This is a genomic window from Archangium sp. (assembly GCF_057119385.1).
Genome location: NZ_DBNGVP010000016.1, coordinates 1 through 20347 on the forward strand (window position 1 = coordinate 1; position 20347 = coordinate 20347).

The window sequence follows — 20347 nt, forward strand, 5'->3', positions numbered from 1 at the left end:
GTGGTAGTGCTCCGACGGCGCGTTCACCCGGAAGTCCACCGACACCGAGGGGTAGAAGCTCTCCGTGCCGTGCCGCGTGAAGTACGGCGCGACCTCGAACGAGAGCCGGTACACGCCCGCCGCCGGACTCGTCTCCAGCAGCGGCTTCACGCGTCCGTCCGCGTTCGTCACGCCGCGCGCCAGCTCCTTCCACTCACCGCCCTGCTGCGCGTGCAGCGTCACCGTGACGCCCTCGGCGGGGCGGCCACGGGAGGTGTCCAGGATGTGCGTGCTGATGCCCATGTGCCTCTCCTTCAGCGTCCCGCCATCTGCTCGCGCAGCCACTTCTCCAGCCGCACGCGCGTGATCTTCGCCTGCTCCCCCGCGGCCGTCTCCACCTCGTCCGTCTTGCCGCGCTGCACCCGCTGCTCGAGCAGCTCCAGCATCTCCGGCGCGCTCTTCCCCGTGGCGAACACGATGAAGGTGAAACCGAACTTCTCGTAGTACTCGTCGTTCAGCTTCGCGAGCCGCTCCAGCGTCGCGGCATCCGCCTGCGCCACCGAGCGCTGCTCTCCCTTGCTCCACTCCGCGGACTTCTCGCTCTGGGGCGCCGCCTTCTTCGTCTGGCCAATGCGCGGGTGCGCCGCGAACGCCTCCAGGAAGTCCTTCACCCCGAGCGACCACCACACCGTGTCCGCCGACGCGAACAGGGTCCGCACGCTCGCGAACTGCCGCCGGGCGATCATCCCGTCCACCCACGCCGAGGAGCCACAGCACGCCTGGAACACCGCCCGCGCCTCCTTCTCGTCGAGCGCGTTCAGCCGCTTCAGCACCGTGGCCTCCGCCTCGGTGTCGAGCGCGTACCCGAAGAGCCGCAGCCGGTTCACGCCGCCGTGCGGGAAGATGTGCACGCGCACGTGCGTGACGGGCATGGCGTGAATGGGCTCCAGTTGGTGCCGCCGGTGCTGGACGAGCGCCGTCTTGTCCACGAGCACCCGCCAGCCGCTCGGCGAGGCGGAGCCGAGCAGTGACTGCAGGGCCTCCGCCTCCATGCCCGTCGCGTCCACGGCCTCGATGAGCGCCGCCTGCGGCGCGTTGCCCTTGAAGAAGTGCGTGTCGAGCTCGATGCGCTCGAGCACCCCGCGCCGCGCGAGCTTCACCACCGCCCAGTCGCTGCCCGGCGTGCGCCGCCGCTTCGTCTCCCAGCCATCGCCCATGTTCACGCCGCGCCCGGGCAGCAGCATGTTCGCCGGTGGGCCGAAGAACTCGTCGCTCTTGGCCGCGATGGTGCCACCGTTCTCCACCGCCCCCAGGTCCACGCTACCCGGACGCCAGAAGGTGCGGTCCTCGGCCAGCACGTCGCCGTAGATGCGCAGCCGCGCCACGCCGCCGTCCGGGTAGATGCGCAGCCGCACGTGCGTCACGCGCGCGCTCGGCGTGTCGAGCGTGAAGACGTTCGGGAAGTCCGGCTTCACCGCGCTCTGAGCGATGATGGGCACCCACCGCTCGTCCGCGAGCAGCTGCGCCGGGGTGGCGGTGTACGGCGCCTCGAGCCCCTCGAGCATGATCTGCTGGGGCGCGTTGCCCTTGAAGTGGGTGGTGTCGACGAGTGCCCCGCGCACCCGGCCCGGCGCGCCCAGGCGGATGATGGCGAAGTCATGGCCGGGCTCGCGCTTGCGCTGCGACTCCCAGCCGTCCATCCACTTGCCCTTGTCGGTGTACGCGCCCTCGCGCCACTCGGGAGGGCCCGGTTTGAGCAGGTTCTCCTTCTCGGCGAAGTAGTCGTCCGTCGCGTAGAGCACGAACGTGCCGAGCAGGTCGGACGAGAGATCCACGAGTCCCTTGAGCTCCGCCGGGACGGGCTGATGCGTTGCCACGGGTTACCTCCGAACCGCCAGGAAGCGGCCAACGGTGGCCGGGGGCTGGTTGGACGCAGCGTCATACGCCATCCGGCCTCCGACGAGGGTTTTCTTCACCTGCCCGAACAGCCGCCGGCCCGCGTAGGGCGTCACAGGGTGACGGTGGCGGATGGCCTCGGGCTGCACCACGAAGGAGGCCGTGTCGTCCCAGAGCACCAGGTCCGCGTCGTACCCGGGCGCCAGCCGCCCCTTCCGGTCCGACACGCCCGCGAGCCGCGCCGGGCCCTCGACGTTCCAGCGGAACATCTGCTCCACGGAATAGCCGCGCTCCTTCGCCAGCGTCCAGAGCACCGACAGCCCGAGCTGCAGCGAGCTGATGCCTCCCCACGCCTGGAGGAAGTCACCGGCCTCCGGCTTCTTCAGCGCGGGCGTGCACGGCGAGTGGTCCGACACCACCATGCCGATCGTCCCGTCCTCGAGCCCGCGCCAGAGCAGCTCGCGGTTCTCCGCCTCGCGGATGGGCGGCGCGCACTTGAAGCTCGTGGCCCCCGCGGCGATCTCCTCCGCGGTGAAGGCCAGGTAGTGCAGGCACGTCTCGGCGGTGATCCGCACGCCCTCCTGCTGCGCGGCGCGGATCATCGGCAGCGCGGACGCGCTCGACAGGTGCACGATGTGGGCGCTCGCCCGGTGCTCGCGGCACAGGTCGATGACCATCGCGATGGCCTCGTCCTCCGCCGCGCGTGGCCGGGAGCCGAGGTAGGTGCGGTAATCCCGGGGATCCTTCCCGGCGATGGCCCGCTCCGCCGCGTCGAGCGGACCCGGCGCCTCCGCGTGCACGAGCAGCGTCAGCCCCAGATCCCTGAGCCTCGGCAGCGCCACGTCGAGGTCCTCGCGCGTGACGTGGGGGAACTCGTCCACGCCGGACGGGCAGGTGAAGCACTTGCAGCCGGGCACGCCGAACTTCGCGAGCCCCTCGAGCGCATCCGCGTTCCCGGGAATCACCCCACCCCAGAACGCCACGTCCACGTGCAGCTTGCCCTCGAGCGCCGCGAGCTTCGCCTCGGCCGCCTCGCGCGTGGTGGTGGCGGGGATGCAGTTGAGCGGCATGTCCACCACGGTGGTGATGCCCCCCGCCGCGGCGGCCGCCGTCGCCGTCTCGAAGCCCTCCCACTCGGTGCGGCCCGGCTCGTTGATGTGGACATGGCTGTCGACGACGCCCGGCGTGACGAGCAGCTCGCCCGCCTCGAGCACGTTGGCGCCCGGAGGCACGGTGTCACCCGCCTCCACCTTGGAGATTCGTCCGTCCTGGATGTGGATCGCCGCGGGACGGATTCCCTGCGGCGTCAGCACACGACGGCCGCGCACGATGAACGGCTGCATCTGTTCTTCCCCTCTGGAGTCCCTGCTTCAAGCGCCAAAGGCGCGGATGAGCTTCACGAGGCCGTTGAGCGTCTCGGCATCGTCCGCGAGCGGTGGGTTCGGCGGCATCACCGCGCTCTTCCCCACCGACACCCCGCCCTCGAGGATGACCTTCTTGATGGCGTCGTCGGTGATGCTCTGCTGCCACGCCTTGTCGCCGAAGTTGCGCGGCTTCGGATTCAGCGCCGCCGAGACCGCGCCATCCCCCGCTCCGTTGGGGCCATGGCAGGTGCTGCACACCGAGGCGAAGTAGTTGCGCGAAGACTCCGGGATGTCCACCTGCGCGGCCCCCGCCGTGGGCGCGGCGGCCGGAGCGGCGGCGGCCACGGGCGGAGCGACGAGGTCGGGCATCTTCGCGTCCGAGGGCACCTCACCGCCCTGGGCGAACCAGGCTCCCACCAGCGCGCGCTCGTCCTCCGTCATGCCCGTGAGGTTGCCGAGCGGCATCGTCTTGGTGGACACCGCGCGCACGAAGACGCGATCGGCGTGGGTGCGGATGGCATCCGGCGTGTCGAGCATCACGCCCTGCGGCGGCGCGGCGAACATGGGGCTCGAGGGCCGTGCCGCGTGGCAGGTGGTGCAGCGCGTCTGCATCACCGTGGCCACCTGCTCGAACTTCACCGGCGGCTTGCCCGCGAACTGCTCGAGCGCCGGATCCGGCGGCGGCCGCGTCAGGACGATCACCCCCACCAGCGCCAGGCCCGTGCCCGCCCAGGCCAGCGGCGGCGTATGGGCCCGGAAGTTCATCGCGTACTTCAGACCCGCGCCCACCACGAACAGCAGCCCGAGCACCAGCCACGGCTTCGAGCCCCCATAGGTGCTCGGGAAGTGGTTGGAGATCATCGTGAACAGCACGGGCAGCGTCAGGTAGTGGTTCTGGATGGAGCGGCCCTTGGCGCGCAGGCCCAGGGTGGTGTCCACCGGCTTGCCCTCGCGGGTCATCGCGAGCATGTAGCGCTGCGCGGGGATGATCCGGAAGAACACGTTGGCCGCCATGATGGTGCCGAGCGTGGCGCCCACCTGCAGGTACGCGCCCCGGGCACTGAAGACGTGGGTGAGCACGTACGCCAGCCCGGTGATCAACACGAGCCCCACCGCGGCGAACGCCCGGTTGTTCTTCGCCAGCGGCGTCTTCCACAGCAGCTCGTACAGGCCGTACGCGAGCGGCAGCAGGCCCAGGCTGATGGCGGTGGCCTGCCAGCCGGTGAGCGGGTAGACGCCCGGGTCGATGAGCAGTGACGCGCCGTTGAGGTGGAAGACGATGATGAGCAGCAGGAAGCCGCTGATCCACGTGGTGTAGCTCTCCCACTTGAACCAGTAGAGCGTGTCCGGCATCTCGCCCTGGGCGAGCGACTTGCGCTTCACCACTTCGTAGAAGCCACCGCTGTGGGTCATCCACAGCTCGCCCACCACGGCGCCCTCGCGGGGGCGGCTCGGCGCGGTGAGGTGGCTGTCGAGCCACATGAAGAGAAACGAATCTCCGATCCACATGATCGCCGCGATCACGTGGACCCAGCGCACCAGGAGGTTCAGCCATTCATGGATGAAGGCGGACATGATGGCCGCGACTCTACCGCGTTTTCCCGGAAAGCAGCCCCCGAACAAAGGTGGGGAAGCCAACAGATCCCGATGGAACTTCCGCGGTTCCTGGGCGAAAACCCGCCGCGCGGGCGACTGACACGGCCCGTCAAAATCCATGATCCACTACGACCCGCATCACTGGTGGCGGCACCTCCTCAAACTCCGCGGCGGCATCCTCAAGGAGATCGTCGGGCGGCTCGGCCTGTTCGTGGCCTGGAGCGTGGCGGTGGTCTGGTTCCACCGGCACGTCCGCGAGGTGGACGTCCCGGCCACCGGGCACACGCTGGCCGGCACCGTGCTCAGCTTGTTGCTCGTGTTCCGCACCAACTCCTCCTACGACCGGTTCTGGGAGGGACGGAAGCTGTGGGGGGGCGTCGTCAACGAGACGCGGAATCTCGTGCGCGCGGCGGCGCTGAACATCCCCTCGCCCGAGCTGGTGCGCCGGTTGGCGGCGTGGACGGCGGTGTACCCGTTCGCGCTGACCCGGGTCCTCCGGAGCGGGGGGGATGACCTCGGGCCCGCCGCGGCCGTGCTCCCTCGCGCGGAGATCGAGCAGATCCTCAACGCGCGCAACGCCGGCGTCGCGGTGGCGATGCGCATGTCCGCCACCCTCGTCGAGGCCCGCCGCCAGGGGCTCATCTCCGACATCATCCAGATGGAGCTCGACCGCAACGTCCAGCTCCTCATCGACTATCAGGGCGGGTGTGAGCGCATCGTCCGGACGCCCATGCCCTTCGCGTACATGCTCCACCTGCGCCGCACGCTCATCCTCTTCATCCTCGGCCTGCCCTTCGCCCTCGTGGAGTCCTTCGGTTGGTCCACCGTGCCCGTCGTCCTGCTCATCGCCCACACCTTCCTGGGCATCGAGGAGATTGGCGTGGAGATCGAGGAGCCCTTCGGCACCGAGGACAACGATCTCCCGCTCGAGGAGATCTCCGGGGGCATCGCGCGGATCCTCGATGACCTGGTGCCATGGACCCACCAGGTCATCGACAGCCCCGCGCTGAGCTACCCGGGGATCGCGGAGCCGAAGCCGCCCCCTCCGTTGGCGTGAGCCGCCGGGGGGGCGTGGGCTCAGCGCCGGGCGCGGCGGCGCATCAGCCCCAGCGCGCCGAGCAGGGCCACGCTCCACGCCGCGAAGGTGGGGCCACTGGCGGCCGAGCACTGGATGCCCTCCAACTCGCCCGAGGCCTTTCCATCGAGGCTCCACTGCACGGTGCTGCTCTCCTCGCAGTCCGTGGCGCCATCGTACGTGATGACCGCGGTGTGGCCGCCCGACTTGATGGTGGTGCTGCCCGAGGCCGCCTCGGAGTCGCACACCGAGCCATCCACCACCTCGGCCTTCGTCTCCACCTCGACGAGGCCCCGCGTCTCGTAGCCGATGCGGCCCTTGCCGCTCCAGGTCTGCTTGCCCTCGCCCAGGGGGGAGTCCGCGCCGTCGACGGTCCCCTTGTACTCCCAGGCCGCGGAGGCGTTGGTGGTGTCGCAGGAGCCCTCGTTCTGCTGCCCGGCGGCCTCCTGGCGGAGATCGATCGTGAACTCCTTCTTCGATGCGGTGCCGGTCACCGAGATGGTGCCATCGAAGATGGCCTTGTTCTTGCCGGTCTGGCCCTCACAGCTGAAGGGCTTCTGGTAGCCGAAGCCGTCATAGGTGTAGCGGGCATTCCGGGAGTCCTCGCCCTCGGACACCAGCTCCATCGAGCCGAGCCACTCCACACCGTTCTTGTCGGTGCAGCCTCCGGTGAGGCGCGTGGTGTTGCCGTCCTTCTTCTCGACCGGACAGTCGGGATCCTTTCCGTCCGAACCCGCCACCACGGTCACGAGCGTGGCCGCCGCGTTGGTGGTGGCGTAGATGAGGGGGGCGCTGGAGCGCTCCGCCCACTCGTTCACATCGGTCTGGGACGCGAGGGAGGCCGGTTTGTATTTGTTGAGCGCCTCCGCCGCCGGGCCCCCACAGCCCACCCACAGTCCGGACATCGCCACTACCGCCAGCCAACGAGTACGCATGCAGTCCTCCCCCCCTGAGGGGTCGCGACGAGAAGAGCCGCGACGCTAACCGGCGGGCACGTCCACCCGATAGTGGGGGCTGGAATCCCAGGAACATCCTGACATTCGGATCTGGGGGTCTGGTCCCGACCACACCGATCCTGAGATGATTCACCGACGCGCCACCGAAAAACCCAGGGGGTTTCCATGCGCACTCGGCTGTGGACCATCGTCCTCTTCGCTGCCTGCCTGCTCGCCGTGGGATGCGAGCAGTCACCGGAGACTGCTCCCCCGGAGGCCACCTCCACGCAGAAGCTCCGGCTCGCGAAACCGGCCCGGGCCGTCCAGGACCGCTACATCGTCGTGCTCGCGGAGGAGAAGGGGCTGGCGGCCTCCGCGGAGGACACCCGGAAGCGCGTCACGAGCCTGGCGGGGACCCACGGGGCCCAGGTGCGGCGCACGTACACCCATGCCCTGAAGGGCTTCACGGCCGCCATGTCCGAGGAGGCCGCGCGGCGCATGAGCGCGGACCCGCGCGTGCGCTACATCGAGCAGGATCGCCTCTTCCGCCAGTCGGGCACGCAGAGCAACGCCATCTGGGGCCTGGATCGCATCGACCAGCGGAACCAGCCACTCGATGGCACCTACAGCTACGAGTACACGGGCGCCGGGGTGCACGCGTACATCGTGGACACGGGCGTGCTGTCCACCCATGTCGAGTTCACGGGCCGGATGCGGCCCGGCTTCGACTCCATCGGGGACGGGCTGGGCACGGAGGACTGCCGCGGCCATGGCACCCATGTGGCCGGCACGGTGGGCGGCACCACGGTGGGCGTCGCCAAGGACGTGCTGATCCACCCCGTGCGCGTGCTCGACTGCGAGGGCCAGGGCACGCTGGAGCAGGTGCTCGCCGGCATCGACTGGATCGCCGCGAACCACGAGACGCCGGCCGTGGCCAACCTGAGCCTCGGAGGCGAGGCGACGCAGGCGCTGGATGACGCGGTGACGGCCACCATCGCCTCGGGCGTCACCTTCGTGGTCGCCGCGGGCAACGACGGCTGGGAGGCCTGCTCCACGTCCCCCGCCCGCGCTCCGCAGGCCCTCACCGTGGGCGCCACGGACGAGTACGACGCGCGCGCCTGGTTCTCCAACTACGGCACCTGCGTGGACCTCTTCGCGCCGGGCCAGGGCATCCTCTCGGCCTGGTTCACGGGTGACACGGACATGGAGTACGCCGATGGCACCTCCATGGCCACGCCCCACGTCTCCGGTGCCGTCGCCCTCTACCTGGAGGGGCACCCCACCGCGACGCCCGCCGAGGTCAACGAGGAGATCATCGCCCGCTCGACCCCGGATCTCGTCGTCGAGCCCGGCCTCGGCTCGCCGAACCGGCTGCTGCACTCGGCCTGCATGGGCAAGGGCAACTCCGTGCGCCCCGTGGTGTCGCTCACCGCGCCCGCCAACGGGGCCACGCTCGGTGGAAACGTGACCCTCACCGCCACGGCGTCCGATGACGTGGGCGTCACCCGCGTGGACTTCTACGCCGATGGCCAGCTCATCGGCTCCGACACGACGGCGCCCTACTCGCTCGTCTGGGACAGCCGGAGCCACGACAACGGCGCGGCCACCCTCTCCGCGCGCGCCTTCGACAGCAGCTGCAACAGCGCGGCGAGCTCCGTCGACGTGACGCTCGACAACCCGGGCATCGCGCTCTACGACCCGGTGATGCGCGTGCCGCGCTGCCTCACCCCGAGCAGCAGCTGCGATTCCATGGGGCTGCTCGCCGGCCGTGGCGTCAACTTCGGCCCCGAGCAGCACCAGCCCAACACCCTGGGCGGCTCCTGCGCGGACGGCCAGGTGGGCCTCTACGGCCTGTACCAGTTCGATCCCTCGCTGGAGCGGATCCGCGTCATCCGGGTGGATGGGACGGCCTTCGCTCCCGGCAAGGAAGTGAAGCTCGAGGTCAACTTCTGGGCGAGCCTCGATCCCTCCAACGAGAAGCTGGATCTCTTCTACGCCGCGGACGCGAACGCGCCGTCGTGGACGTACCTCACCACCCTGAGCCCGTACACCAGCGGCTACCTGACGGTGTCCACCACGTACGTGCTGCCCGCGGGCACCCTGCAGGCCGTGCGCGGCGTCTACCGCACCTATGGCATGCCCATGCCCTGCTCCTCGGGCGAGATGGACGATCACGATGACCTGGTGTTCGCCGTGAGCACCGACGTGGACACCACGCCGCCCACCGCCACCCTCACCGCTCCGGCCGCGGGCGCCACCGTCAAGAACACCGTCACGCTCTCGGCCTCCGCCACCGACAACTTCGGCGTGACCCGCGTGGACTTCTACGCCGGCTCCACCCTGCTGGGCTCCGACTCCTCCGCGCCCTTCACCTTCTCGTGGGACAGCCGCTCCGTCCCCAATGGCGCCCACTCCCTCTCCGTCGTCGCCTTCGACGCCGCGGGCCTGTCCTCCGCTGGAGGCTCCGCCGTGACCGTCAACGTCGACAACGACTGGACCCCGCCCACGGTGTCCCTCACCGCCCCGGCCGCTGGCGCCACCGTCACGGGGAGCGTCACCGTCTCGGCCACCGCCTCCGACAACGTGGGCATCTCCAAGGTGGAGTTCTACGACGGCGCCACGCTCGTGGGCTCCGACTCCACCTCGCCCTACTCGCTGTCCTGGAACAGCCGCAATGGCCCCAACGGCTCGCGCACGCTGACCGCCCGGGCCATCGACACCGCGGGCAACAGCGCCACCTCCGCCCCGGTCACCGTCACCGCCAGCAACGACCTCACCCCGCCCACGGTGGCCCTCACCGCGCCCGCCGAGGGCTCCACCGTCACCGGCACCATCACCCTCACCGCCACGGCCACGGACGACAAGGGCATGTACAAGGTGGAGTTCCTCGCCGGAAACACCCTGCTGTGCACCGACATCTCCGCGCCCTACTCCTGCAGCTACAACACCCGCGGCCTCTCCAACGGGGCCCGGGTCCTGACCGCCAGGGCCCATGACACCGCCGGCAACATGGCCCTCTCCTCCGTCAACGTCGTCTTCGACAACGACCTGACGGCCCCCACCTCCGCCATCACCTCGCCCGCCGCGGGCGCCACCGTCTCCGGCATCGTCCCCATCGAGGCCACCGCCAGCGATGACCGCGGCACCGTGTCCAAGGTCGAGTTCTACCTGGGCTCGACGTTGCTGGGCTCCGACACCACCGAGCCCTTCTCCTTCGCCTGGGACACCAACAGCCAGGGCAACGGCTCCTATACGCTCAAGACGCGCGCGTACGATCCGGCCGGCAACGCCGCCTACAGCGCCACCGTCTCCGTCAGCATCTTCCACCCCGGCACCGCCGGCTACGACGCCACGCGCGGAGTGCCCCTGTGCCCGGATGTCACGTACCGCTGCGACACCACCACGCTGGTGAAGGGCCGGGCCAACCTCGGCCCCGAGCCCCATCAGCCCAACACCCTGGGCGGCTCGTGCGCGGATGGGACGAGTGGCACCTTCCACGCCAGTCCGTCGATCGATCAAATCCTGGTCTCGCGAGCGGATGGGACGCCCTTCGCCCCCGGCAAGCAGGTGAAGGTCGACGTCACCGTCTGGGTGAGCTCGACGGCCAACGAGCGGCTGGATCTCTTCTACGCCTCGGACGCGGGCGCGCCGTCGTGGACGTACTTCACCACCCTGACCCCCACCGGCACCGGCGCCCGGGTCCTGTCGACCACGTACCTGCTGCCCTCGGGCTCCCTGCAGGCCCTGCGCGCCGTCTACCGGAGTGGAGGCTCTCCCTCCGAGTGCAACGCGGGCACGGTGAACGACCACGATGACCTGGTGTTCGCCGTGGGCACCGACGTGGACACCACGCCGCCCTCCGCCTCGCTCACCGCTCCGGCCGCGGGCGCCACCCTCAAGGGCACCGTCACCCTCACGGCCTCCGCCTCCGACAACTTCGGCGTGGCCCGCGTGGACTTCTACGCCAGCTCCACCCTGCTGGGCTCCGCCACCTCCGCGCCCTTCTCCCTGGCGTGGGACACGCGCTCCGTCCCCAATGGCGCCTACTCGCTCTCCGTCGTCGCCTTCGACGCCGCGGGCTTCTCCTCCGGAGGCTCCGCCGTGAACGTCACCCTCGACAATGACTTCGTGCCGCCCACGGTGTCCCTCACGGCTCCGGCCGCCGGTGCCACCGTCACGGGGAGCGTCACCGTCTCGGCCGCCGCCTCCGACAACGTGGGCGTCTCCAAGGTGGAGTTCTACGACGGCTCCACGCTCGTGGGCTCCGACTCCACCTCGCCCTACTCGTTGTCCTGGAACAGCCGCAACGGCGCCAACGGCCCCCGTGTCCTGACCGCCCGGGCGCTGGATGCCGCGGGCAACAGCACCACCTCCGCTCCCGTCACCGTCACCGCCAACAACGACCTCACCCCGCCCACGGTGGCCATCACCACGCCCACCGACGGCTCCACCGTCACCGGCACCATCACCCTCAACGCCACCGCCACGGACGACAAGGGCATGTACAAGGTGGAGCTCTATGCCAACAGCACCCTGCTGTGCACCGACATCTCCGCCCCCTACTCCTGCAGCTACAACACCCGCAACCTCTCCAACGCCACCCGGGCGCTGACCGCCAAGGCCTATGACACCTCCGGCAACCTCACCACCTCCGCTCCCGTCAGCGTCGTCTTCGACAACGATCTGACGGCCCCCACCACCTCCCTCACCTCGCCCACCGCGGGCGCCGTCCTCTCCGGCACCGTCCTCCTCCAGGCCACCGCCAACGATGACCGCGGCACCGTGTCCAAGGTCGAGTTCTACCTGGGCTCCACCCTGCTGGGCTCCACCACCACGGCGCCCTACTCGTTCTCCTGGGACACCACCGGCAAGGCCAACGGCGCCTACACGCTCAGGAGCCGCGCCTATGATCCCGCCGGCAACGCCGCCTACAGCGCCACCGTCTCCATCACCGTGAGCAATTAGCGGGCGACAAAAACGAAGGGCCCGGGTTCCTCTGTCTGGAACCCAGGCCCCTGGTTGGGAAGACCCTCACCCCGGCCCTCTCCCAGAGGGAGAGGGAGGACGGAGGGAGGACAGGGCTACTGCGCCGGAGCGGGCGCGGGCGCCGTGGCGGGCTGCGCCGCCGGAGCCGGAGCCCCACCCGCCGGAGCCGCCGTGGCCCCCGGAGTCCCAGACGCCGGAACCGCCGCCGTGCCACCCGACATCAGCCGCCGCACCGTCGCCAGACGGCCACGGAACTGCGGGATGTACTCGCTCGCCGGGTGCTGCGTCACGCCGTCGTTCACCACCTGCACGGCCTTCTCCAGCTGGCCCGTCTCCTGGAGCGACTGCGCCAGCAGCAGCATCGCGTAGTCGCGGTTCTTCGCCTTCCGGTCGCTCTCGATGTAGCGCGTCAGCTGCGGCACCGCCTGCTCGTGCTTCCTCTCGTTGTTGTAGGCCACGCCCAGGAAGAAGGACGTCTCCACCAGCTGCTCCGCCGGAGGATTCATCGCCACGAAGCGCGTGATCTCCTCGATCGCCGTCTTCATGTCGTTGCGGCGGAAGGCCGTCTTGCCGCGCTCGAGCGCCGCGTCGCCAATCTCCCGGCGCAGCTGCGCCGCCTTGTCGTTGAGCGCGTGGCGCTCCAGCTGCGTCAGCTTCGAGGTGTCCAGCTTCACCAGCTCGTCCACGCCCTTGAGCCGCTCGTCACCCGGCAGCGTCGTCATCAGCCGGAAGACCTCGGCCGCCTGGCGCTGGGCCGCCTGCGTCGCCGTCGTCTCCGTGCGCTGCTTGTCCAGCTGCGTCGTCAGCTCGGCCACCGCCTTCTCCAGGCGCTCGCGCTCGGCCGTCGCGCCGGAGCTCTTCGCCGAGCTCACCATCACCGCGCCCGCCACGCACAACGCCGCGAAGATCGCGTACGCCACGCCGGAGGAGATCCACTGCCGCTTCTGGAGATCCTCGTGGCGCTTGCCAATGGCCTTCACTTCCGCGTGAAGGTTCTTCAGCAGGCTGTCCGTCTTGATCACGAGGTTGCGGGCCTCGATGACCTCCTTGCGGATCTCGCTCAGTTCCTTGTTCTGCTCCGGCTTCGTCTCAGCAGCCATGGACATCTTCCTGTTGGGCCCGGAAATGATCTCGGCCTCTTCGCGCATCGTAGGGGCTCCGTCGGGCGGGATTGGTGACTTTTCACACCCGCTTCGTGGTGGTCGGCCCCGGAAACAGGCCCCGCGCCCCGAAGAATTTCCGGTGCATTCTTCGTCAGCAGGGGACCAGGCCAGCGGCACGCCGCTAGGGCGAGGAGGAGAAGGGACGGATGGGATCCGACGCGAAGAAGTACGTCACCCCCAGCGCGAACCAGTTGCCCCCCGCGTTGTAGGAGGCGAGCCCCTTGAACTCGGGTTTGTTGTTGAAGACGCTCTGGCCCCGGGCGAAGGCCAGGCGGTACTCGGCGGTGAGTCCCCACTGGGCGGAGAAGCGGAAGGTCGCCCCCACGGTGCCCGCCCAGGCCTGCGTGAAGAGCTCGCGCGAGCCCACCCCCTCGGCCACCGAGTAGGCCAGCGTGGGGCCCGACTGCACGCCCACGAAGGGCACTACGCCCTCGGGGGTGAGGATGTCCAGCAGCGTCTGCAGGCGCACGCCCACCAGCGCGCCATAGGTGACGTTGGTGATGGTGGGGGCCCCCGTGAGCCGCAGCTGCTCGCCGGTGGCGAAGAGATCGATTCCCAGCTCGAAGAACTCCGTGACGGCGTAGGCGAAGGAGCCCGCCAGGAAGGGGCCGCCCGGAGACTCGGGGGCACGCTGGAAGCCCTGGGTGGACGGCAGCGCGTAGTAGCTGTCGTAGAAGGTGCCGTTGGAGGAGAGCCGCCAGCCCGCCTGGACGGAGAGACGGCCCACGCCGTTGAGCGGCAGGGGCTCCTCGTCCCCCTGGGCGGAGGCGCTCGCGGCGGCGAGCAGGATGGCGAGCAGGGTGAGACGGCGCATCGGTCAGGAGTCCTTCAGGCGCAGCGCGACTTCGAGGAACGTGGTGCGGCGCCGGGACAGGGCGGCGAGCAGACACCGCACGACACACAACGAGCCGAACTCCCGCCGGACCAGGCCCACGTTGGCCATCACGTCCCGCAGGGTGATCACGCCGCGCATGCGCTCCTCCTCGCGTCAGTCCGCCCCGGTGCTACAGGCAGGGGGCGCACCGTAGCAGTGACGTTTGGAGGGTCAAATTTTCGGGTTGGGAGGCCGCAGGGCGCGCCGCTCCAGCTCCAGCAGCGGCACCTCGAGCACCACCACCGTGCCGTGGATGCAGGAGGGGTGGAAGTCCGCCGCGTCCAGCTCGCCCAGGAGCGCCCGGAGCTTGCCCTCGCTGAGCTGGCCCTCGGCATGGCGCGCGGCATGGCAGGCCAGCACCCGGAGGCCCTCGGCCAGCGTGGTGCCGTCCAGGGCCGAGCCGGGCGGCGGCAGGGCCCGCGCCAGGGCCTCCAGCAGCGCCCGGGCGTCCGCCCCCACCAGCGAGGGTGGCACCGCCTTGAGCGCCAGCGTCGTCCCGCCGAAGGGCTCCACCTCCAGCCCCAGCCGCGCGAGCGCCTCGCGGCCCTCCACCAGCGCCTTGGCCACCGACACCGGCAGCTCCACCGTGGCGCCGAAGAGCGTGGGCACCGGTGACTCCTCGCGCTCCACCATCCGCCGGAAGCCCATCAGCCGCGCCCGCTCCAGGGCCGCGTGCGCGTCCAGCACCACCAGCGTGCCGCCCGGCCCCTCGCACACGTGGAAGCGCTCGCCCAGCACGCCCATGGGCCGCAGCGCGCCGAAGTAGCCCGGCGGCGGTGCCTCGTTGAGCTGCGGCTGGGCCTGGCCGAAGGCGGGCGCGCGCCCCGGCAGCAGCGTGGAGGTGGGCGCGAAGGCCAGGCCCAAGGGCCCCGGCATGGACGAGGGGGCGAAGGGCAGCGGAGAGGTGGGGCCTCCCCCGGGCACGGGCGCGTCCTGGGTGCCCGGGAGCGGCAGCGGCGCGCCCCAGGTGGCCTCCTGCGCGCGGGTGAGGAAGCGCTCCACGGCCATGGCGTAGTGGGCGGCCTGCCGCGGCTGCTCGGGCCCCCCACCCTCGCCCTTGTTGCCCAGCCAGGGCGCGGCCCGGAGCGCCCGGGAGATGGCCGCGTGCACCGTGTCCACCACGCCCTTGGCGTCCGAGAAGCGCACCTCCTGCTTCTGCGGGTGCACGTTCACGTCCACCGCCCGAGGGTCCACGTCGATGAAGAGCACCACCACCGGCTGGCGCCCCGCCGCGAGGAACTCCTGGAAGCCTCGCTGGATGGCGCTGTTGAGGCCCCGGTCCCGGATGTAGCGGCGGTTGACGAAGGTGTAGATGCCGCGCGCGTTGGGCAGCGTGTACTCGGGCGAGGCGATGTGCCCCGTCACGCTCACCCCCAGCCGCCGCTCCTCCACCGGCACCAGGTGCGGGTGCACCCCCGGCCCCAGCGCCGCGGCGATGCGCTCGCGCGGATCTCCCGGGCTCGCCGGGCTGGTGAAGAGCTGCTGGCCCCCGTGCTCCACGAAGAAGGCCACGTCCGGGTGCGCCAGCGCCAGCCGGATGACCGCCTCCTCCGCGTGCTGCAGCTCCGTGGATTCGCGCTTCATGAACTTGCGCCGCGCCGGCGTGTTGTAGAACAGCTCCTCCACCGAGATGACCGTCCCCACCCGCGGCGGCGCCTCCTCCACCAGCGGCTCGCTCCCGCCCTCCACCACCACCCTCGTGCCCACCTGCGCCCCGGGCTCGGCCGTGTGCAGTGTGAAGCGCGACACCGAGGCGATGGCCGGCAGCGCCTCGCCCCGGAAGCCCTTGGTGTTGATGGTGAACAGATCGTCCAGCTCGCGCAGCTTGCTGGTGGCGTGGCGCTCCAGGCACAGCCGCGCGTCCTCCATCCCCATGCCATGCCCGTCGTCCGAGATGGTGATGCGCCCCAGGCCCCCCTTCTCCAGGGCCACGCGCACGGTGCGAGAGCCAGCGTCGATGGAATTCTCCACCAGCTCCTTCACGACGGAGGCGGGGCGCTCCACCACCTCACCGGCGGCGATCTTGTTGATGAGGACATCACTGAGGCGGGCGATACGTGCCATGGGAAGTCATATGATGCGCAGGACCCGGGAAGTTGGCCAGCAATCCTGACGCGTCGCGGCTGACAACGGTGGGCTTCTGAGCTATCACGCCCACTCCCGTATGGAAGCAACTCAGGCGAGCAAGGGGGGACTTCGCGTCGCGGTGACGGGCGCTGCCGGCGACCTCGGCCGGCTGCTGCTGCCACTGTTGGAGCGAGACCCCGACGTGGAGAGCATCCTGGTCCTGGACGTGGCCAAGCCCGCCGGTGACAAGGTGGACTTCCATCGCGTGGACCTCACGCGGCACGACGCGGAGAGCGAGGTGTCCGACGCCCTCTCCGAGCTGCCCGTGGACGTCTTCTACCATCTGGCCTTCCTCCATGGGCCGGTGCGCGATGGCTCACTGGCGCACGAGCTCGAGGTCATCGGCACGATGAACGTGCTGAGCGCGGTGGGGAGGGCCCGGGTGCCGCGGCTGATCGTCCCCTCGTTGACGGCGCTCTATGGGGCGCGCGGCCAGCACCCCGCCCTGCTGGGCGAGGACACGCCGCTGGCGGGCTGCCCCGGCAGCCGCTACGTCACCGACAAGGTCGAGGTGGAGAAGCAGGTGCGCACCTTCCGCGAGCGCCACCCGGAGACGCGCGTCATCGTCCTGCGCTTCGCGCCGCTGTTCGGCCCGCACATGGACAACCCGGCCACGCGGATGCTGGCCCGCCGCGTGGTGCCCACGCTGCTGGGGTTCGATCCGCTCTGGCAGGCCCTCCACGAGGAGGACGCCGCCCGGGCGCTGTACCAGGCGCTGAGCGCCAACGCCGAGGGCGAGTTCAACATCGTGGGACGCGGGGTGCTGCCGCTCTCGGGGCTCATCCGCCAGGCGGGCGCCCAGCCGCTTCCTCTTCCCGGACCGCTCTACCGTGCGGCCCTGAAGACGATGACGTCGCTGGGGGGCCCGGGGTTCCCCACCGCCCTGCTCGACTACATGCATTACGGCTGGGTCGCCGACGGCGAGCGGGCCGAGGAAGAGCTCGGTTTCATTCCCATGTTCCACGCCCGGGACGCCGTGGCGGCGATGCGGAGGAGTTGATCATGGCCAAGGGTGTGCTCGGGAACGATCCCTTCCAGCGGGGCGCCGCGCAGCGTCCCGGGGAGGCCAGGACGGCCGGTACGGCGGCCCCGGAGCCGAAGAAGGCCCAGGCCACGCCTCCGCCCACCAAGGCCAACGGGAAGAGTGCCCCGGCGAAGGCCGCGAAGAAGGCGCCCGCCGCGAAGGCCGCCGCGCCGAAGCCGGCTCCCAAGCCCGTCGCGGAGAAGGCCGCCGCGCCGAAGCCCGCCTCGGGTGCGCGGGGGAAGAAGGCCACGGCCCCCCAGGGGAAGGCCCCGAAGACTCCCGCCGCGCCGCCCTCGCCCGAGGTGCGCACGCCTCCCGAGGCCGTCCGCGCCGCCGGAGCCCCGGTGGGCACTCCGGTCGAGCCCCCTGTCACGCCGGCATCGGCCCGGGACGAGGTACGCGCTTCCGCCGAGGCGCCACGTGAGGCCACGGCTTCCGCCAGGTCCGAGGCGGCCGAGGTGGACGCGGAGCTGCTGGAGCGTGCGGCCGAGGCCGTGTCGGCCGTGGAGGCCCTGCGAGAGCTGGAAGAGGCCATCGGAGAGGCGCTGCCCACGGGACCGGTCGCCGTGCCGGGCTTCGAGGACACGGTGGAAGTGACGGTGACCGAGACGGTGGCCGTCGAGGTGCTCGACGCGAGCCAGGACGAGTACGCCCCGGACAGCGAGGCCGAGGCCGCCAAGGAGGCGCGCATCGAGGTGCAGGTGGAGGCCGCGCTGGCGCCGGTGCAGCCCGCCGTGAGCAGCAACGCCGACGCCTTCTTCACCGCCGAGTCTCCCGGAGCCGAGCCGCACCGGCTGGGGGATCGCTTCGCGGGGCTGTTCTCGCTGGCGAAGGAGGCCGCCTTCCAGGCGCTGGCCAGTGAGGGGTTCGGCAAGACGATGGGCTCGGCGCAGGGCCTGGTGAGCGCGGCGCTCACGAGCATCGGCATGGGCGGCGGCACGGCCATCGACGAGTACGGCAAGGACGCGGCGCTCGGCGGCGTGATGCAGCCGGTGCTGGACTTCCTCTACGAGCGGTACTGGCGGGTGTCGGTGCAGGGCGCGAGTCACGTGCCGGCGGGGCCGGTGCTGCTGGTGGCGAACCACTCGGGAGCGCTGCCCATCGACGGGCCGGTGCTGCAGCAGGCGTTGTCGCGCGAGCGGCCGGATCTGCAGGAAGCGCGCTGGCTGGCGGAGGACCAGGTCTTCCACGCGCCGATGCTCGGCACGCTGATGAACCGGCTGGGCGCGGTGCGGGCCTGCCCGGAGAACGCGCTGCGGCTGCTGGACGAATTGCGCCCGGTGATCGTGTTCCCCGAGGGCATCCAGGGGTTGAGCAAGCCCTTCGCGCAGCGCTACCAGCTCAAGCGCTTCGGACGAGGCGGCTTCGTGAAGCTGGCACTGCGCACGGGCGCGCCGATCATCCCGGTGGCCATCGTGGGCGCCGAGGAGACGGTGCCGCTGTTCGGCAAGCTGCCGGCCGGCTTCCTGGGGCTGCCCTACCTGCCGCTGACGCCGCCGCCGCTGCCGGCCCGGTGGACCATCCGCTTCGGCGACCCCATCAGCATGGGCGAGCTGCCGCCCGAGGCCGCCGACGACATGTCCCAGGTGCAGCGACTCACCGAGCGCACCCGCGAGTCCATCCAGGGCATGCTCCAGGCGCTGCTCAAGGAGCGCCGCTCCGTCTTCGCGGGGTAAGTGCGCTTCACGACCTTCTGTTTCGGTTCAACCTGAAGGAGCGGCGACCATGCAGGTACTTTCCTGGTGCAGGCTCGGAGTGTCCCTAGTGTTTCTCACGCTGGTGGGGGCGGCTTGTGATCCCAGCGACATGCCCGACGACACACCGGGAGAACCTGATGCTGGTACGGGCGGGGGGGCGGACGTCGACCTGGACCCGGCGCCTGCCCGTACCCAGCCAGGCGAGCACACGTGCAACGGATGCCCGGACAGCGACGCCACCACATTCGAACTCAACGCAGGCGCGGTGACCCAGAAAACCTTCTCGGGGACGGTCTCGAATGCCGTGGGCAACGGTACCTTCTTCGTGGGGGGGCCCAACGGACAGCAACTCGCTGGCACTATCGAGACCGACCCGGCGACAGGAGACTTCACCTTCACCGCGCCACTCTTCTGCGGGGAGCAACTCGTGAAATCCGTTTGGACCAACGCTGCTGGACCCTACGTGGCCGTCACCCGCGTCATCACCACTGACTGCGTCACCTCGGATATCCGCGCCACCGTCTCGTGGGACAGCCTGGGCGCCGATTGGGAACTCCACCTCATCAAGCCAGGCGGTAGAATCAATGACAAAGCCACGGACTGCACGTGGTCCTCGTGCGTTGTCTCCCAACCAGACTGGGGCGTTCAGGGCAATGCGTCCGATGACCCGATGCGGGACGTGAGCGACACGGGCGACTACGGTCCGGAGAACATCATCCTCAGCAACCCCGAGAATGGCCTCTACCACGTCATGGTCGAGCACTGGGGCAACGGCAGCCCCGAGTCTGACGGGCGACTCATCCTCAATGTGGCGGGCAAGAAGACGGTCATCGACATCCAGAACCTGCCTCCGAAGTCCGTCTGGAGGGCGGCGACCATTACCTGGCCAGACGGCCAAGTGACGACGTCAACTCAGAAGTACGACTGCTCGGGTAACTGGAGCAGCGGCTGCAAGGCCGCACTGCCATAACACCTCGCCAGAATCGTCGAGCAGGTTCATGGCTTCAACCCTGAACCTGCTCTCCATCACCGGCAGACCGCCTTGATGTCATCCGGAGAGTTGGAAAGGTCCAGGTAGGCCCGGCACTCGGCATCCGTTGCGCAGCCCATGAAGACGCAACGCCCCTCGTGGCACACCTCGAAGGCTGACGTATTACACTCGCTGTCATCCGTGCATCCCACGAAGCAGGTGCCGCTCATGCAGCGACTGCGTGGATGACCCAGCACGAAGACGCATTCGCGATCCGTCGTGCACCCGGACGGAACACAAGTTCCCGCATTGCACGCATGCAAGGGCGGACAATTCTCGGCAGTCTTGCACGACATCTTGCAGCTCCCCTCGACGCAGCGTGCATCTTCGCTGGCGCAGTCCCCGTGCTCCCGGCATTGCACGCACCGGCTCTGTACGCAGTAGGGCGCATCAAGCGATGGACAGCTATCATCCGTCGTGCACTCTGGCCCCGTATCCACGCAGAAGTCATTCGCGCATGCGCGGTTGCACTGACCCCGCCTTATTCACCAGAAGGGCTGGAGGGTGACCGGAAAAGAAGGGTGACGCGCCTGACCTCCCGAGTGGTAGAGGGGTGTTGTTCAGACAACCACCACCAAACGGCAGGAGGCGCGTCATGGGT

At 70.0% G+C, this 20347-nt stretch carries 14 protein-coding genes; 5 read left to right on the forward strand and 9 right to left on the reverse strand.

Annotated features, from left to right (window positions below; genetic code table 11):
* From uraH to AC16DP_RS03895, 4 genes are all read right to left on the reverse strand, one after another.
* A partial coding sequence (gene uraH / locus AC16DP_RS03880; RefSeq protein ID WP_483956630.1) for a hydroxyisourate hydrolase occupies positions 1 to 282 on the reverse strand: 282 nt, incomplete at its 3' end.
* 11 nt (positions 283 to 293) lie between these two features.
* Positions 294 to 1856, reverse strand: a complete 1563-nt coding sequence (gene alc / locus AC16DP_RS03885) for an allantoicase (protein WP_329729630.1) — start codon at positions 1854 to 1856, stop codon at positions 294 to 296.
* 3 nt (positions 1857 to 1859) lie between these two features.
* Complete coding sequence (gene allB / locus AC16DP_RS03890; RefSeq protein WP_329729631.1) at positions 1860 to 3218, reverse strand: allantoinase AllB; 1359 nt, start codon at positions 3216 to 3218, stop codon at positions 1860 to 1862.
* A 27-nt stretch (positions 3219 to 3245) separates the two neighbouring features.
* On the reverse strand, positions 3246 to 4814 hold the full coding sequence (locus AC16DP_RS03895; protein WP_329729632.1) for a urate hydroxylase PuuD: 1569 nt from the start codon (positions 4812 to 4814) through the stop codon (positions 3246 to 3248).
* Between the two features lie 139 nt (positions 4815 to 4953).
* Between AC16DP_RS03895 and AC16DP_RS03900 the strand changes: the two genes are divergently transcribed.
* Positions 4954 to 5892, forward strand: a complete 939-nt coding sequence (locus AC16DP_RS03900; protein WP_329729633.1) for a bestrophin family protein — start codon at positions 4954 to 4956, stop codon at positions 5890 to 5892.
* A gap of 20 nt (positions 5893 to 5912) precedes the next feature.
* On the opposite strand, the gene AC16DP_RS03905 is transcribed toward AC16DP_RS03900, so the two are convergent.
* On the reverse strand, positions 5913 to 6845 hold the full coding sequence (locus AC16DP_RS03905; RefSeq protein ID WP_329729634.1) for a hypothetical protein: 933 nt from the start codon (positions 6843 to 6845) through the stop codon (positions 5913 to 5915).
* A 186-nt stretch (positions 6846 to 7031) separates the two neighbouring features.
* On the opposite strand from AC16DP_RS03905, the gene AC16DP_RS03910 reads away from it, so the two are divergent.
* Complete coding sequence (locus AC16DP_RS03910; protein ID WP_329729635.1) at positions 7032 to 11810, forward strand: Ig-like domain-containing protein; 4779 nt, start codon at positions 7032 to 7034, stop codon at positions 11808 to 11810.
* A 116-nt stretch (positions 11811 to 11926) separates the two neighbouring features.
* On the opposite strand, the gene AC16DP_RS03915 is transcribed toward AC16DP_RS03910, so the two are convergent.
* The 4 genes from AC16DP_RS03915 to mutL all read right to left on the reverse strand — a co-directional run bounded on the left by AC16DP_RS03915 (position 11927) and on the right by mutL (position 15932).
* Complete coding sequence (locus tag AC16DP_RS03915) at positions 11927 to 12931, reverse strand: tetratricopeptide repeat protein (protein WP_329729636.1); 1005 nt, start codon at positions 12929 to 12931, stop codon at positions 11927 to 11929.
* Between the two features lie 184 nt (positions 12932 to 13115).
* Positions 13116 to 13808, reverse strand: coding sequence for a hypothetical protein (locus AC16DP_RS03920; RefSeq protein ID WP_329729637.1), 693 nt, complete (start codon positions 13806 to 13808; stop codon positions 13116 to 13118).
* Between the two features lie 3 nt (positions 13809 to 13811).
* A complete protein-coding gene (locus tag AC16DP_RS03925; protein ID WP_198956193.1) occupies positions 13812 to 13967 on the reverse strand; it encodes a hypothetical protein in 156 nt (51 codons plus the stop codon).
* Between the two features lie 72 nt (positions 13968 to 14039).
* Positions 14040 to 15932 carry a DNA mismatch repair endonuclease MutL gene (mutL, locus tag AC16DP_RS03930; protein ID WP_329729638.1) on the reverse strand — a complete coding sequence of 631 codons (1893 nt, stop codon included), beginning with the start codon at positions 15930 to 15932 and terminating at the stop codon, positions 14040 to 14042.
* A gap of 100 nt (positions 15933 to 16032) precedes the next feature.
* Here mutL and AC16DP_RS03935 point away from each other — a divergent pair, with 100 nt between their 5' ends.
* The 3 genes from AC16DP_RS03935 to AC16DP_RS03945 all read left to right on the forward strand — a co-directional run bounded on the left by AC16DP_RS03935 (position 16033) and on the right by AC16DP_RS03945 (position 19686).
* Complete coding sequence (locus AC16DP_RS03935) at positions 16033 to 16995, forward strand: SDR family oxidoreductase (RefSeq protein WP_329729639.1); 963 nt, start codon at positions 16033 to 16035, stop codon at positions 16993 to 16995.
* Between the two features lie 2 nt (positions 16996 to 16997).
* A complete protein-coding gene (locus AC16DP_RS03940; RefSeq protein WP_329729640.1) occupies positions 16998 to 18695 on the forward strand; it encodes a 1-acyl-sn-glycerol-3-phosphate acyltransferase in 1698 nt (565 codons plus the stop codon).
* Between the two features lie 88 nt (positions 18696 to 18783).
* Positions 18784 to 19686, forward strand: a complete 903-nt coding sequence (locus tag AC16DP_RS03945; protein WP_483956631.1) for a hypothetical protein — start codon at positions 18784 to 18786, stop codon at positions 19684 to 19686.
* The last annotated feature ends 661 nt before the right edge of the window (positions 19687 to 20347 follow it).

Bases quoted from the DNA above. Each gene is read 5' to 3' on its own strand.
- AC16DP_RS03905 (WP_329729634.1), bottom strand. From the start codon at position 6,845: ATGCGTACTCGTTGGCTGGCGGTAGTGGCGATGTCCGGACTGTGGGTG.
- AC16DP_RS03900 (WP_329729633.1), top strand. From the start codon at position 4,954: ATGATCCACTACGACCCGCATCACTGGTGGCGGCACCTCCTCAAACTC.
- allB (WP_329729631.1), bottom strand. From the start codon at position 3,218: ATGCAGCCGTTCATCGTGCGCGGCCGTCGTGTGCTGACGCCGCAGGGA.
- AC16DP_RS03940 (WP_329729640.1), top strand. From the start codon at position 16,998: ATGGCCAAGGGTGTGCTCGGGAACGATCCCTTCCAGCGGGGCGCCGCG.
- mutL (WP_329729638.1), bottom strand. From the start codon at position 15,932: ATGGCACGTATCGCCCGCCTCAGTGATGTCCTCATCAACAAGATCGCC.
- AC16DP_RS03935 (WP_329729639.1), top strand. From the start codon at position 16,033: ATGGAAGCAACTCAGGCGAGCAAGGGGGGACTTCGCGTCGCGGTGACG.
- AC16DP_RS03920 (WP_329729637.1), bottom strand. From the start codon at position 13,808: ATGCGCCGTCTCACCCTGCTCGCCATCCTGCTCGCCGCCGCGAGCGCC.
- AC16DP_RS03910 (WP_329729635.1), top strand. From the start codon at position 7,032: ATGCGCACTCGGCTGTGGACCATCGTCCTCTTCGCTGCCTGCCTGCTC.
- AC16DP_RS03895 (WP_329729632.1), bottom strand. From the start codon at position 4,814: ATGTCCGCCTTCATCCATGAATGGCTGAACCTCCTGGTGCGCTGGGTC.
- AC16DP_RS03915 (WP_329729636.1), bottom strand. From the start codon at position 12,931: ATGGCTGCTGAGACGAAGCCGGAGCAGAACAAGGAACTGAGCGAGATC.
- AC16DP_RS03925 (WP_198956193.1), bottom strand. From the start codon at position 13,967: ATGCGCGGCGTGATCACCCTGCGGGACGTGATGGCCAACGTGGGCCTG.